Source organism: Exiguobacterium sp. UBA6309 (assembly GCF_002439205.1).
Lineage (GTDB): Bacteria > Bacillota > Bacilli > Exiguobacteriales > Exiguobacteriaceae > Exiguobacterium_A.
Genome location: NZ_DJTL01000019.1, coordinates 26,933 through 41,676, shown reverse-complemented (window position 1 = coordinate 41,676; position 14,744 = coordinate 26,933). Strand labels below are relative to the sequence as shown.

15 protein-coding genes and 1 tRNA gene are annotated in these 14,744 nt (G+C 48.2%); all 16 read right to left on the bottom strand.

What is annotated here, in order from left to right; all coding sequences use genetic code 11:
- Positions 1-261: 261 nt before the first annotated feature.
- The 16 genes from lysS to B3M90_RS05435 all read right to left on the bottom strand — a co-directional run bounded on the left by lysS (position 262) and on the right by B3M90_RS05435 (position 14,744).
- Positions 262-1,743 carry a lysine--tRNA ligase gene (gene lysS / locus B3M90_RS05510; RefSeq protein ID WP_087682563.1) on the bottom strand — a complete coding sequence of 494 codons (1,482 nt, stop codon included), beginning with the start codon at positions 1,741-1,743 and terminating at the stop codon, positions 262-264.
- Between the two features lie 162 nt (positions 1,744-1,905).
- Positions 1,906-2,898, bottom strand: a complete 993-nt coding sequence (dusB, locus tag B3M90_RS05505; RefSeq protein WP_023466575.1) for a tRNA dihydrouridine synthase DusB — start codon at positions 2,896-2,898, stop codon at positions 1,906-1,908.
- Entirely contained in the window at positions 2,898-3,413 is a 516-nt protein-coding gene (gene folK / locus B3M90_RS05500; protein ID WP_214856857.1) for a 2-amino-4-hydroxy-6-hydroxymethyldihydropteridine diphosphokinase, read from the bottom strand. The genes dusB and folK overlap by 1 nt, the downstream gene beginning before the upstream one ends.
- Positions 3,410-3,781, bottom strand: coding sequence for a dihydroneopterin aldolase (gene folB / locus B3M90_RS05495; RefSeq protein ID WP_214856855.1), 372 nt, complete (start codon positions 3,779-3,781; stop codon positions 3,410-3,412). Before folB ends, folK begins: the two co-directional genes overlap by 4 nt.
- Positions 3,782-3,783: 2 nt before the next feature.
- Positions 3,784-4,569, bottom strand: coding sequence for a dihydropteroate synthase (gene folP, locus B3M90_RS05490; protein WP_214856854.1), 786 nt, complete (start codon positions 4,567-4,569; stop codon positions 3,784-3,786).
- Positions 4,566-5,405 (bottom strand): aminotransferase class IV, encoded by an 840-nt coding sequence (locus B3M90_RS05485; protein ID WP_290782893.1) that lies wholly within the window; start codon positions 5,403-5,405, stop codon positions 4,566-4,568. Before B3M90_RS05485 ends, folP begins: the two co-directional genes overlap by 4 nt.
- Positions 5,389-5,970, bottom strand: coding sequence for an anthranilate synthase component II (locus B3M90_RS05480; protein WP_035413271.1), 582 nt, complete (start codon positions 5,968-5,970; stop codon positions 5,389-5,391). Before B3M90_RS05480 ends, B3M90_RS05485 begins: the two co-directional genes overlap by 17 nt.
- On the bottom strand, positions 5,967-7,352 hold the full coding sequence (locus B3M90_RS05475) for an anthranilate synthase component I family protein (RefSeq protein WP_290782891.1): 1,386 nt from the start codon (positions 7,350-7,352) through the stop codon (positions 5,967-5,969). The genes B3M90_RS05480 and B3M90_RS05475 overlap by 4 nt, the downstream gene beginning before the upstream one ends.
- An 87-nt stretch (positions 7,353-7,439) precedes the next feature.
- Positions 7,440-8,384, bottom strand: a complete 945-nt coding sequence (gene cysK / locus B3M90_RS05470; RefSeq protein WP_056062013.1) for a cysteine synthase A — start codon at positions 8,382-8,384, stop codon at positions 7,440-7,442.
- 80 nt (positions 8,385-8,464) lie between these two features.
- Positions 8,465-8,776 carry a hypothetical protein gene (locus tag B3M90_RS05465; protein WP_035413262.1) on the bottom strand — a complete coding sequence of 104 codons (312 nt, stop codon included), beginning with the start codon at positions 8,774-8,776 and terminating at the stop codon, positions 8,465-8,467.
- Positions 8,777-8,788: 12 nt separating this feature from the next.
- Entirely contained in the window at positions 8,789-9,712 is a 924-nt protein-coding gene (hslO, locus tag B3M90_RS05460; RefSeq protein ID WP_023466563.1) for an Hsp33 family molecular chaperone HslO, read from the bottom strand.
- Positions 9,713-9,721: 9 nt separating this feature from the next.
- Entirely contained in the window at positions 9,722-10,483 is a 762-nt protein-coding gene (locus B3M90_RS05455) for a type III pantothenate kinase (protein ID WP_035413293.1), read from the bottom strand.
- Positions 10,484-10,665: 182 nt separating this feature from the next.
- Positions 10,666-12,669: an ATP-dependent zinc metalloprotease FtsH gene (gene ftsH, locus B3M90_RS05450; RefSeq protein ID WP_214856849.1), complete on the bottom strand. Its 2,004-nt coding sequence runs from the start codon at positions 12,667-12,669 to the stop codon at positions 10,666-10,668.
- Between the two features lie 120 nt (positions 12,670-12,789).
- On the bottom strand, positions 12,790-13,335 hold the full coding sequence (gene hpt, locus B3M90_RS05445) for a hypoxanthine phosphoribosyltransferase (RefSeq protein WP_023466560.1): 546 nt from the start codon (positions 13,333-13,335) through the stop codon (positions 12,790-12,792).
- A gap of 33 nt (positions 13,336-13,368) precedes the next feature.
- A complete protein-coding gene (gene tilS / locus B3M90_RS05440) occupies positions 13,369-14,601 on the bottom strand; it encodes a tRNA lysidine(34) synthetase TilS (RefSeq protein WP_290782888.1) in 1,233 nt (410 codons plus the stop codon).
- Between the two features lie 71 nt (positions 14,602-14,672).
- Positions 14,673-14,744 (bottom strand) — tRNA-Glu (locus B3M90_RS05435).

Here is a 14,744-nt window from a genome sequence, read left to right as displayed (position 1 = left end):
GTCGTTTTCAGCGACTTTAATATCTTAACAAGTTATCAACCCGATTGTCAACAACTTTTTTGATATTTATTTTTGTGTGTCACGACCATTCGCGGCACAAGAAGTAATATACCATGGCTTTTTGAATCGTACAAGCATTTTATTAGAAAAACATGTAAAAACTTTTATTTACCCGTTTTTTGACTCGTTTATCCCTACATTGACTTCAAAAAGAACGCTCCGTTCCTTCTATAAGCTATAGAAGAAACGGAGCTCTACTCATTAATTTTGTTGGTGACGCATTGTTGGGAAGAGTAATACATCACGAATCGATGGCGCATTCGTTAACAACATGACGAGACGATCGATCCCGATTCCAAGACCACCCGTTGGCGGCATACCGTACTCGAGTGCTTCAATGAAGTCTGTATCCATTTCATGTGCTTCGTCGTTTCCTGCTTCTTTTTCGACGAGTTGTGCTTCGAAACGTTCACGTTGATCGATTGGATCGTTTAATTCCGTGAAGGCATTCGCATGTTCACGACGGACGATGAATAATTCAAAGCGATCCGTAAAGCGTGGATCCTCTGGATTTTTCTTCGCAAGTGGTGATACTTCAACAGGATGACCATAGACGAATGTTGGTTGAACGAGTGTTTCTTCTACTTTTTGTTCGAAGAACTCATTCAAGATATGTCCCGTCGTCATGTGCGACTGGACTTCAACACCGTGTTCATGCGCGAGTTCAAGGGCACGTTCGTTTGAAATCTGTTCGAAGAAGTCGACACCTGTTGCTTCTTTAACGAGATCGACCATGTGCGCTCGTTTCCAACCGACAGATAAATCGATGACGTCTTCTCCGTAAGTGACTTGTGTCGTACCGAGTACTTCTTGTGCGACGTGAGCAATCAGATTCTCTGTTAAGTTCATGATGTCTTTATAATCCGCATACGCTTCATAGAGTTCGATCATCGTAAACTCTGGGTTATGACGTGTTGAGATTCCTTCATTACGGAATACACGACCGATTTCGTAGACTTTCTCAAGTCCACCGACAATCAAACGTTTCAAATGAAGCTCAATCGCAATCCGCATGTAAAGCGTCATGTCGAGTGCATTATGATGCGTGATGAACGGACGCGCCGATGCTCCACCCGCGATCGTATGCAACATTGGTGTTTCGACTTCCAAGTATCCGAGGTTATCAAGATATTGACGGATTCCACGAATGACTTTACTACGGGCGATGAATGTCTCACGTGATTCTTGGTTCGTAATAAGGTCGAGATAGCGCTGACGGTAGCGTTGCTCGATATCCTTTAATCCATGATATTTATCCGGAAGCGGACGTAACGCTTTTGTCAATAACGTAAATGCTGTGACATGAACAGAGAGTTCACCAACATTCGTCTTGAACACGTATCCTTGGATCCCGACGATGTCACCTAAGTCACATGTCTTATAGATCTCATACGCCTCTTCACCGACATCATCTTTACGGACATACAACTGAATTTGACCTTGTACATCCTGAACGTTCGTAAAACCAACCTTCCCTTTACGACGTGTCGTCATGACACGACCCGCGATAGCAACTTCCGGTTTTAGTTCAGCCAACTCTTCTTTTGTATGTTCACCAAACGATGCACGAATGCTCGCGGTATCCGTCGAACGTTCAAAACGTGCGCCGAATGGATCGAGACCTTGTTCACGCATGGCGTTCATCTTACCGAGACGCACCTGCATTTGATCGTTCATTTCCATATCCTGACTCACTGTCTTCACTCCTTTTAATAATGGTTCACGACGATTCTCTCGAATAAAAAGCTGTCGGAATGACCGACAGCCCTTTTAGAAAACCGATACGCTCATCTTCAATGCAACTAGCGTACCACAAAACGACTCTGTCCGACTATACTTTACCTGTTAGGCATATGCTACGTCTTCTTCGAGTGTCTGTAAGTACTGCTGTAGCAGTTCAACGAGTCCCGCGTGTGTGTCGATATTGAATAACGCATTGCGAACGCGACCGTTCCCCTTCATTCCTTTCAAGTACCAGGCGACATGTGTCCGCATTTCGCGCACGGCGAGTTCTTCTCCCTTTAGCGCGACTAGTCGTGTGGCGTGCAAGAGACAAATATCAATCTTCTCGCGCGCCGTCGGTTCTGCCGGAAGCGTTCCTGATTCGAGATACTGGATCGTCTGATACAACATCCATGGGTTTCCGAGAGCGGCCCGTCCGATCATGACACCGTCGACGCCGATCTCATCAATCATCCGTTTTGCATCTTGCGGAGTCTGAACATCCCCGTTCCCGATGATTGGAATATTAACCGCTTTTTTTGCTTCACCGATGATGTTCCAGTCTGCGACCCCTTCATATTTTTGTGAACGTGTCCGTCCGTGAATGGCAACAGCCTTCGCGCCACCTGCTTCTGCCGCTTTGACATTATCGACACAATAGATGTGATGACTGTCCCAGCCGGTCCGCATCTTGACCGTCACCGGTTTATCGATTGCTTGTGTCACCGCATGGACCATCTCATAGACCTTATCCGGATCAAGCAACCATTTCGCTCCAGCATCACTTTTCGTGACTTTCGGGACAGGACACCCCATATTGATATCAATGATGTCGGCATTCGTATTCGCTTCGACATATCGCGCTGCTTGAACGAGTGTCTCCTTTGAACCACCATAGATTTGAAGACTGAGCGGTTTTTCCCGCTCATCCACGTACAGCATCTGTAGCGTCCGTTCGTTCTCGTACAAGATCCCTTTATCGCTGACCATCTCCGCACAGACGAGTCCTGCACCGAATTCTTTTGCGATTAACCGAAACGCCGGATTACAGACGCCTGCCATCGGTGCCAAGATGACTTGATTCTTCAATTTGACATCACCAATGTTAAATTCCATTATTGTTCCTCCGCTTCTAAAAGACCACCTAAGCGTCGCACACCGTTTCGTTCTGTCTCCGGTAACTGCTGGTACAATTGCTCGACACTTTGCCCAAGACCAGGTATGACGCATGTTGCTGCCAGTTCAAGTAATGGCGCGAGGACGAATGCCCGCTCTTGCATCCGCGGATGCGGAACGGTTAATCCTTCAAGGTCAATACGTTCTCCCCCATATAACAAAATATCTAAATCAAGCGTCCGCGGTCCATTTTTGAACAGACGCTCGCGCCCTTCTAGCTGTTCGATTTCCTGCAGTCGTCCAAGTAAGACCTCTGCCTCGTCCGTTGTTTGAATCGCGACGACCATATTATAAAATAAATCCTGCTCGAGATACCCGACAGGTACGGTTTCATAAATGGAAGAGACCTTTACATCATGAACAGACGGTAATGCTCTCAGGCGAGCAATCGCTGCTCTTAAGTGAGCCGCCTTATCGCCGATGTTCGAGCCGAGTGCAATGTAAGCTTGCTTCATGCATAGTCCCCCCGGAGTCGATTGATCTCGACCGCCACATGTTCATAATGACCAGCAATCGGCGGATCCGGCTTGATGACTTTGATCGACGCTTCTTGAATTCGTTCGTCTAACGCAAAGACTGCTTTTGCAATACGATCCGCCAAGGCTTCGACGAGTTGGAGCGGTTCTCCTTCGACGACACGTTTCGTCGCTTCATACAATTCGGCGTAATTGACACTTTTCGTTAAATCATCCGTCCGACCGGCTTCTGCCAATGCAAGTCCGATCGATAAGTCGACATTAAAGCGTTGACCGAGTTTCGTCTCTTCTGCAAATACACCGTGATACCCATAAAAACGCATGCCTGTTACATGAATTCGATCCACCGTTATTCCCCCTTCGTCGCAGCCAACATGATGTCCATCATCTGTGCTGCCCGTTTGACTTCTTTGACGTCATGCACACGCATCCAGTCACATCCTTGTTGAATCCCGTAGCACACCGTCGCAATCGTTCCTTCAAGTCGTTCTTCCGTCGGTAATCCGAGCGCGAGACCAATCATCGATTTACGGGACGTCCCAAGTAAAACGGGATACCCGAAGTCCGTTACGATCGATAGATGACGCATCAGGTACAAGTTCTCTTCATGCGTCTTCATGAATCCAATCCCCGGGTCGAGCCAAATGTGCTCTTCCGCTACACCTGCCTGTTTCGCTAACCGAATCGATTCCTCAAGGTCTGCTCGGACTTCTGCAAGCATATCTGCCCCGTGCGCCGTCTCCCGGTTATGCATCAAAATGATCGGTACACTGTATCGCGCTGCGACGTTGACCATCGAACGATCGCCCCACTTCGAGCCCCAAACATCGTTAATGATATCTGCTCCCGCTTCAATAGCAGCTTCTGCGACGACCGGTTTGTACGTATCGATCGACACGAGGACGTTCAGCTCTCGTTTGATGCGTTTAATGATCGGTAAGACACGGGCGAGTTCTTCTTCGACTGATACGAATGCTGCACCTGGTCGTGTCGATTCTCCACCGATATCGATTGCATCTGCTCCATCCGCAACGAGCTGACGTGCTTGCCGTATCGCTTGCTCGACATCGACATATTGTCCACCGTCCGAAAAGGAGTCCGGTGTCACGTTCAAGATACCCATGATGTAAGTCATCGTTGTTCCCTCCTTGTCGTCACCTGTTCGACGGATTGATCGAACAGCGTCATGAGTTGTGCATATCCTATTCCATTGATTCCAGGGAAAGGGCGTCCGTCAAGTGCCGAAATGGCGACCGCTTCCTGAACGGAATTCGTATAGATGATCTCATCTGCTTCTTCGAGCTGTGGTAAATACGCCAGGCGTTCTTCGACTGGTAGGTGTTGCATCAAAAACTGACGGGTAATCCCGTTCAGTGCACCAGTTTCAAGCGATGATGTATACCATGTACTTCCGTAACGCCAAAAGATGTTTGACGTAATGCCCTCACAAACATGACCTTCCTTCGTTAAGAACAACCCTTCTGCTTCCGGATTAAACAATTGGCGTTTCGCCAGTAGATTGTTCATGTAATGATGTGACTTCAAGCGGTATGTCGTCTCCGGTGTACTGCGCGGTAAACGAATCGTCTCGAGTGCACGTTCCGCCCGTTTCCGCGGAGCGATTGGTTTCGCATAGATCAACACGGTCGGCGTATCGTAAGGATCGATTGATAACCCGATCTCGCGTGGACCGGCCGAGACGTTCAAGCGAATGTATAAATCGTTCGCCCCATATGCTGCATATAAATCTTGGATCGCTTGCCGTAAGGCTTCCCGGTCATATGCTAGCTGGATCCCGAGTGCGACACAACTCATCTGTAAGCGTTCAATATGATCATCGAACAAAAACGGATGTCCGTTATACGTCCGAAACGTCTCGAATATACCCATCCCGTAGACGAATCCGTGATCGAGTGGGGAGATTCTTATCTCTTCTTCTCGTTTGATGATTCCGTCATGCCAGAGATACATAATGCGTCAACTCCAAGAAATTTTTTAACATCTGTTTACCGTCTCGTGTCAAAATCGCTTCCGGGTGGAACTGGACACCGAGAATCGGCAACGTCCGGTGACGGAGTGCCATGATCTCTCCGCCGGCTTCCGCTGTCACTTCGAGTACTTCCGGGAATGTCTTACGTTCAACGACAAGTGAATGGTAACGCGTCACCGGTGTCGCTTGTGGGATCCGTTCAAAGATGCCTTGTCCGTCATGCGTCAGTGGCGAGACTTTTCCGTGCATCAGCTCCTTCGCACGGACGACTTTACCACCGAATACTTGTCCAATCGCTTGATGACCTAAGCAGACCCCTAGTATCGGCACCTTCCCAGCGAAGTAAGCAATCGCCTCTAGACTGATCCCCGCTTCATTCGGTGTACAGGGACCCGGTGAGATGACGAGATGATCGGGTTGCAACGCTTCGATTTCCGCAAGCGTAATCGCGTCGTTGCGAAATACCCGGATGTCTTGTCCAAGTTCGCCGAAATACTGGACTAAGTTATACGTAAAGGAATCATAGTTATCAATCAATACAATCATCGTGTTCCCTCCGCCGTTTCTTTTGTCACCCATAACGCTTTGGCCTTACTGAGTGACTCCTTATATTCACGTGCCGCATCCGAATCCGTGACGACTCCAGCACCTGCTTGAACATATGCCATCCCGTCTTTTGCGACGAGTGTCCGAATCAAGATATTAAAGATGACATCATCCGCCCAACTGATGAAGCCAAGCGATCCAGTGTAGATGCCGCGCCGAACTGGTTCCAGTTCTTCAATGATTTCCATCGTCCGGATTTTTGGCGCGCCGGTGATCGTCCCACCTGGGAACATTGCAGCGAGCACTTGACTCCCGGAGTGTTCCGAAGCCACTTCCCCTCTGACGTTTGAGACGATATGTTGCACGTGGGAGTATTTCTCGATCACCATCAGCTCATCGACATGAACCGTACCATAACGACTAACGCGCCCTAAATCATTCCGCTCTAAATCAACGAGCATCACATGCTCTGCCCGTTCTTTTTCGTTATCCAGTAAGGTTTTCGCGAGTCGTAAATCCTCTGCTTCATCCTTCCCGCGTGGTCGTGTTCCCGCAATCGGGCGTGTCGCTAACGCATCACCGATTTTTTCGACGAGCAACTCAGGTGAGGCGGACACAAGTGTTAAATCCTCATCTGCGAAGTAACCCATGTATGGAGAAGGATTAATTTGTCGTAATACATCATACAGATGTTCCGCTGTCGTCCCAAGCGGTTCTTGTTGGCGGACGGACAAATTGACTTGGAAGACGTCACCATCCTCAATATACGATTTAATCCGGTGTGCCGCTGTCATGAACGCTTCCTGTCCGAAAGCTCGTTCTCGCTCGCCGGATGAACCGGTTGTTGTAAACTGCGGTCTATTTGTCTTGACGCACCAACGCGCGACTTCTTCTTCAAGAATCTGTGTCGCTTCCTCTGCTGTGTCTCGCGTCACGGCAATGAACAATTGCTTCGTTTCCTCATCAAACACGGCAACTTCATCGTACCAGTAGAACGATAAATCAGGTGTTTGTAGATCATCCATCGCTTGCTCCGGTAGCTTTTCTAAATAACGGACAGCATCATAACTGACATATCCGGCAAATCCACCAAAGAATGGCGGCATTCCATTCGGTCGGATGGATTCACGTTCGACGCGGAGTCGTTCGAGTAGATCAAACGGGTTTGCCGTCGACGTCTCGACTTTTCCATCTGTCTCAATCGTCGTCATCCCGTCCTTTGTCCGGAGGTATCCGACAGGACGAGTCGCCGCCATCGTATACCGTCCGATTCGACCGCTTTCGAGCCAGACGTGTCCTGTTGTTCCAATCGTCTGTTCGACATACCGATTGTAGAATTGTTCTTTCGTCCATGGTATTGCTTTATATTTCGTCTGTCGCATACGCGTCCCCCACTTCACACTATTCTGCTCTCATTATACGCAAAAAAGTACACGGAAGCCGAATGACTTCCGTGTACGTATGATGGATTACTTCGATTGATCTGCTTCTTCCTCGACTTGATACAGCGGTGTACTTAAGTACCGCTCACCGTTTGAAGGAATGATCGCGAGGACATTTTTTCCTTTACCGAGACGTTTTGCCGTCTTGAGCGCCGCTGCAATCGCAGCACCTGACGAGATACCGCCTAAGACACCGTTCGTCTTCGCTGCTCGGCGTGCGTGATCAAATGCTTCTTCCGTCGTGATTTGCTCGACACCATCATAAATATCTGTATCGAGAATCGACGGTACGAATCCAGCACCGATACCTTGCAGTTTATGCGGCCCCGGTTTACCACCTGATAAGACCGGTGAATCCGTTGGTTCAACAGCAATGATTTCAATGCCTTGGAAAGCATCGCGCAACACTTTACCAGCACCCGTGATCGTCCCACCGGTTCCGATTCCCGCGATGAACGCATCGAGTTGCATACCTTCGAACGCTTCGACGATTTCAGGACCTGTCGTTTTTTCATGCACGACTGGATTGGCACCGTTATTGAATTGTTGAGGCATGAAGTAACCGTGCTCTTCCGCTTCCGCTGTCGCGCGAGCGATCGCACCCTTCATCCCTTCAGGACCTGGCGTCAAAATCAATTCCGCACCATAGGCGCGAAGCAACGTCCGACGTTCCATGCTCATTGTTTCCGGCATGACGAGGATGGAACGGTATCCCTTCGCCGAAGCGACCATCGCTAGTCCAATACCCGTGTTCCCACTCGTCGGCTCGATGATCGTATCTCCCTCTTTAAGTTGACCTGCTTCTTCTGCCGCTTCAATCATTGATAACGCGATCCGGTCTTTTACGCTAGATCCAGGGTTCATGTACTCCAGTTTCAGATATACATCTGCATCCTCAGGACCCGTTAGATGATGTAACTTGACGATCGGTGTCCGACCGACTAAATCTAATACTGAATTCGCAATACGCATGACCATTCCTCCTCATTAGTGAACCGCTTGAATTCCAAGTAATCCGATAGATTAATTATCAGCGGACTGGATGAAATCTGTCAATCAAAGCGTTTAACTTCCGGCTTTTTTCCATCCTTTGTCTGGCGCTCGACCGCTTCTTGAATCAAACGATCGATTGTCTGCTTCTCTTGTTCCGTTCGCATCGTCTGATAGACCATTGCTCGGGTGATTTTTTCATCACCGACTTCGGCGATGACATCCTCAAGCGGACCGCCAATGCTGTCCTGAACGATTTTAGGAGAATCGACCTTAGGGAGCTCACCCATGAAGGCATAAGCGCCGGTCATGAAATTCGTCAACAATAAGATGAAGATCAACATCCACAAGTACTTAGGTTGTACATTCCCCATATCGGATCCCTCTTATGCTCTTTCAAGTGATTTTTCGCGAAGTTCCTCTAATTCTGGAACATCATAGTGGTAATGCTCTGAACAGAAGTGACAAACAGCTTCCGCGCCACCATCTTCATCAATCATCGCTTGAATCTCATCTGGTCCAAGGGCAATAATCGCTGTTGCTAATTTGTCGCGGTCACATGTACATTCGAATGACACCGGAATCGTATCAAGATGTTCGTAGTCACCGAGAACGAGTTCTAACATTTCTTCGGGTGTTTTTTCCTCACCGACGAGAATGGAGATTGGTTTAAGAGCTCCGACACGTTTTTCAAGCGCTGCGATCGTCTCTTCCGATGCACCCGGCATCAATTGAACGATCAACCCACCTGCTGCAATGACCGATTCGTCTTCTGGGTAAACGAGAACGCCAGCTCCAACGACTGATGGACTTTGTTCCGATACAGCGAAGTAATACGTGAAGTCTTCGCTGATCTCACCGGTTTGAATCGGAGATTGACCTCCGACAAAGTCACGCAACCCGAGATCCTTGATGACAGAGATGTTTCCGCGACCGACCGCTTCACCGACTTTTAATTTCGTCAGACCGTCTGCATTGACGTACGTATCCATCTCGACGCGGGGACGACTGACATATCCACGAACGACCCCTTTTGCATCGGCATCGACGATGATTTTTCCGATTGGTCCATCGCCTTCGACTTTCAATGTGACACGTGTATCGCCTTTTTGCATCGTACCCATCATCGCGCCGATTGTTAGTGTCCGACCGAGCGCTGCCGTGACGACCGGTGTCGTCTGGTGACGAAGTTGTGCTTCATAGACCGTTTTTGTCGAACGTATCGCAAATGCACGAACTTCTCCGTTGAAGCCTAACGCCCGTACTAAATAGTCATCTTTTAATTGTGCTAATAATTCTTCCCGTTTCATCTTAATCCCTCACTTATTTCGTTCGTAGATAATCCGTAATCCATCTAACGTCAAGAATGGATCGACGATCTCAATCATCGTGGATTCCTCGCTGATTAGTCGGGCTAAACCACCGGTCGCAATGACCTTCGCTTCACCCATTTCTTCTTTCATCCGGTGAACGAGTCCGTCCACCTGCGCCACATATCCGAAATACGTACCCGATTGCATCGCATGGATCGTATTTCGTCCGATGGTTGACTGCGGTTTCGCAATTTCAATTCGCGGCAATTTTGCTGCCTTATTATAGAGTGCCTCGGTCGCAACCATCACACCCGGTGAGATGATGCCGCCGTAATACCGTTTTTGTGCATCGATGTAACAGTACGTCGTCGCTGTTCCAAAATCGACGATGATCATCGGTCCCTCGTATTTCGCCGTCGCCGCTACTGCATTGACGATTCGATCGGCTCCCACTTCCCGTGGATTATCGACTTTTAAATCGAGTCCTGTCTTGATTCCTGGTCCAATCAAAAACGGACGGCGTTTAAAGTAACGCACACACATATTTTCTAGTGGAAACACGACGGGGGGTACGACAGATGATAACACGATTCCCTCGATTTCTTCCACGTTTAGCTCTGCGTCACGAAATAACGCTTTGACGAGCATACCGTATTCGTCCGTCGTCCTTGTCCGGTCTGTCGCAATCCGCCAATGCTCGATCAACTCTTGTCCTTGATAGACACCTAAGACGATATTCGTATTTCCGACATCGATGACTAAAATCATTTGCTTATTTCCCCGCTTCTTCTCGATTTTCATGCTTCTTTTTATATTCCGTTGTTTCACGCTCGGAATGATATACGTTGTGATTATACCATGCTCGTATGGTCACACCTACCGATGTGTATTCGCTCGGTCTGTAACAAAAAAGAACGGATTCGATGCGAGATCGAATCCGTTCCATCCGTTTACACTTGATCGTCGCGACGCGGCGTATCTGGTGTATCCGTATCTACATTTTGTCCTTCGTCAACGACTGAACCCATTTGCGTTGGAGACTCTGTCGGTTGATCGACGGTTGCATCTGTCGATTCCGGTGCTTTCTCTTCTGCTTTTGGAGTCGTTGCTTCTGGTTCATGTTTTTTGTATTCGCCTGTCTCTAAGAGATGGTGAATTTGTTTTTGATCAAGTGTTTCGACTTCAAGCAACGTCGTTGCAATCAAGTCGAGCTGATCGCGCTTCTCAGTCAGAATATCTTTCGCTTTTTGGTAACAGCGGTTGATGATCGCTTGGATTTCCGTATCGATCTCGTGTGCGATTGCATCCGAGTAATTCTGTTCGTTTTGGAAATCACGGCCGAGGAAGACGTTACCGCTTTGACCTGATCCGAATTGAAGTGGTCCGAGTTTTTCACTCATTCCGAACTCCATGACCATTTTCCGTGCAAGACCTGTCGCACGCTGGAAGTCATTGCTTGCCCCAGTCGAGACTTCTCCGAAGACGATGTCCTCTGCGACGCGACCACCGAGCAATCCAGTAATCTTATCTTCGAGTTCCGGCTTCGTCATGAAGTAACGATCTTCTTTTGGCAACATGACGACATATCCGCCCGCGTTACCACGAGGAACGATCGTTACCTTGTGTACTTCATCCGCATCGTCGAGCGTGACACCGATGATCGTATGTCCAGCTTCGTGCCATGCGACGATCTTTTTCTCTTTCGGCGAGATGATCCGGCTCTTCTTCGCTGGTCCAGCAATGACGCGGTCAATCGCTTCTTCGAGGTCAACGATTGAGACTTTATCACGATCTGCACGAGCGGCAACAAGTGCTGCTTCGTTTAGAAGGTTTTCAAGATCCGCACCTGAGAATCCAGGCGTCCGTTGTGCGATGGCTTTCAAATCAACCGTTGAATCAAGCGGTTTGTTCCGCGCGTGAACTTTCAAGACTGCTTCACGACCGACGACATCTGGACGGTCAACCGTGATTTGACGGTCAAAACGACCTGGACGGAGTAAGGCTGGGTCAAGAATGTCAGCACGGTTCGTTGCTGCGATCATGATGATGCCTTCGTTTTCACTGAATCCATCCATCTCAACGAGAAGTTGGTTCAATGTTTGCTCACGCTCATCATGTCCACCACCGAGACCTGCGCCCCGTTGACGACCAACAGCATCGATTTCATCAATGAAGATGATACATGGTGCATTTTTCTTCGCGTTTTCGAACAAGTCACGGACACGTGATGCCCCGACACCAACGAACATCTCAACGAAGTCAGAACCTGAAATCGAGAAGAATGGTACGCCAGCTTCACCAGCTGCGGCACGTGCGAGCAACGTCTTACCTGTACCTGGAGGACCTACGAGGAGGACCCCTTTCGGAATACGGGCACCGAGTTTCGCGAATTTACGCGGATCTTTCAAGAATTCAACGACTTCGACGAGTTCTTGTTTCTCTTCGTCTGCACCGGCTACATCATCAAACGTAATCTTTTTCTTCTCTGTATCATAGAGGCGTGCCTTCGATTTCCCGAAGTTCATGACGCGACCGCCACCACCGCCACCTTGTGCTTGATTAATCAAGAAGAAGAAGAGGATGAAGATGATGATGAATGGAACGATCGTCGTCAGTAACGCGATCCAACCACCATTCGTTTCTGCTGCCTTGAAGTCCAATTTGACTCCTTGGCTTCTGAGTTGCGTATAGAGATCCGTTAGTTCCGTATCAACAGCCGGTACGACTGTCTCATACGTTGAATCTTTTTCACGCAAATCTCCTGTCACATTATACGTCTGCCCTTCATATTGGAAGGTAGCCGTCTTGATTTCACCTTTTTCAACAGACTCGACAAACTGTGTGTAATTGATTTCTTTGCTTTTGTTCACTGGACTCTGCAAGTATTGCAGAAACAAGATCAAAGCTAGAAAAATGACCCCAAACACGAGGGTATTCTTCACTGCTCGGTTCATCTTATGCCTCCTCTCCGCATCCATCTCGTTTTTCTAGTGGATGAATACGAATCCTGGCGCGACAGGGCGCGCTTTGTAATTGGTTTCATCTTATCATGGGACAGACGAGATTAAAAATAATTAGCCGCCGTAGACTGCAGGTTTCAAGACACCTACATACGGAAGGTTACGGTATTTCTCTTCGTAATCCAGACCATAACCGACGACGAATTCGTGTGGAATGACGAAGCCGCTGTAATCTGCGTGCAAGTCATTCTTCCGTCCTGTCGGTTTGTCGAGCAATGTCACGATTTTAACGGACTTCGCTTTCCGGTACTTGAAGAGGTCAACGAGGTAACCAAGCGTTAATCCGCTGTCGATGATATCTTCGACAATCAAGATGTCGCGTCCTTCTACCGATGTGTTCAAATCTTTTTCAATCTTGACTTCACCTGTTGATGTTGTCCCACCGTGATACGTTGAAACGTCCATGAAGTCCATTTCAAGATGCATATCCATCTTTTTGACAAGATCAGACATGAACGGCATCGCGCCTTTTAAGACACACACAAGCAACGGAAAACGATCGTGATAATCCGCTGTCAATTCGCCGGCGAGTTCGCCCACTTTATTTTGGATCTCTTCTTCTGAAATCAGTACTTTTTCCATATCGTTCATCAAGGTCATGCTAGGTATTCCTCCTCCATAATAAACACTACATTACCATTCTATCATTAAATAAGATTTTGCGAGGAGTTCAAATGACCCGAATATTGCAATTCGATGTCCAATGACGGCTAAAATCACTCCATTTGCATCGACGACGACCGGAACCTGTTTTCGGAGATAACGCGGAACCTTAGCGTCAATCAGAATTCGACTGACTTTTTTCGATCCCACCGCAAGCTGGATCCGATCTCCTGGACGTGGCGGACGCACCGTCAACGGGAACGCAATCGCGTCCAGCGGGATACCTTGGTTTCCGATTGAGAAGCGAACCATTTGTTCACCATAATGATACGTTCCCAAATTCTCCCCTACTTGAAACGGTAAATCGTCATTCATTGACCGTATCACACGATCCTGCATTAAAAAGCCATATGCACGTCGCATCCTCCAGTTTCCATAATACACTTCGTCCGAGCCCTTATCCACCCGAAGCCATGTAACAAAGTGACGAATCGTTTCTGAAGAAAACGTTTCTCCTGTTAGTGTCGGCAAGACAAGCCGCTGTAAATCCGACGGTAATTCTAAAATACGTGCGATCGGAATTCCGTTTGTTTCCTTACACCGGTCGAGATAGGTCGCAACGAACGTTGCCTGCTCACGCATGATTTGCTGTCGCGCATGTGCTGCTGCTGCTGTTGCTTGTTCAAACTCTGGACGCATTTCTCGGAGTGTTGGAACAATCGTATGCCGGATTTGATTGCGCAAATAATTGGTTTCTGCATTTGACGCATCTTCTCGCCACGGAACTTCATGTTGCAGCGCATACTCGAGTAATGTTTGCTTCGATTCATGTAGTAACGGTCGATGCAACCAACCGTTACCAAACGGACGAATGACAGGAATACCATCAACCTGTGCTTCTCCACGAATGAGCTGAATGAGTAGCGTCTCGATTTGATCATCTTGATGATGGGCGAGAACAAGACGCGAGCGTCCGGTCTCTTCCATGATGCGCTCAAAAAATGCATACCGTTCCTCACGACATGCTGCTTGAGAGCTCGTACGTCCTGCCCAGTCTAAACGCGTCATGAAAAACGAAATCTTTCGAGTTGCTGCCCAGTCTTCGATAAAATGTGCTTCTTCGTCGGATGCTTCTCGTAATCCGTGATGCACATGTGCAATTGCAATGTCATACCCTTCTCGATACAACCGATCGACGAGTACCATCGAGTCACATCCTCCAGACACTCCGACTAGGAGCGGTTCGAACGGCACACCTTCCATTACGACTTCACCCCTTTCCGTTAAAACCTAAAAAAAGCTATCTCTATATAATAGAGATAGCTTTTTGAGAATGACCCGTACGGGATTCGAACCCGTGTTACCGCCGTGAAAGGGCGGTGTCTTAACCGCTTGACCAACGGGCC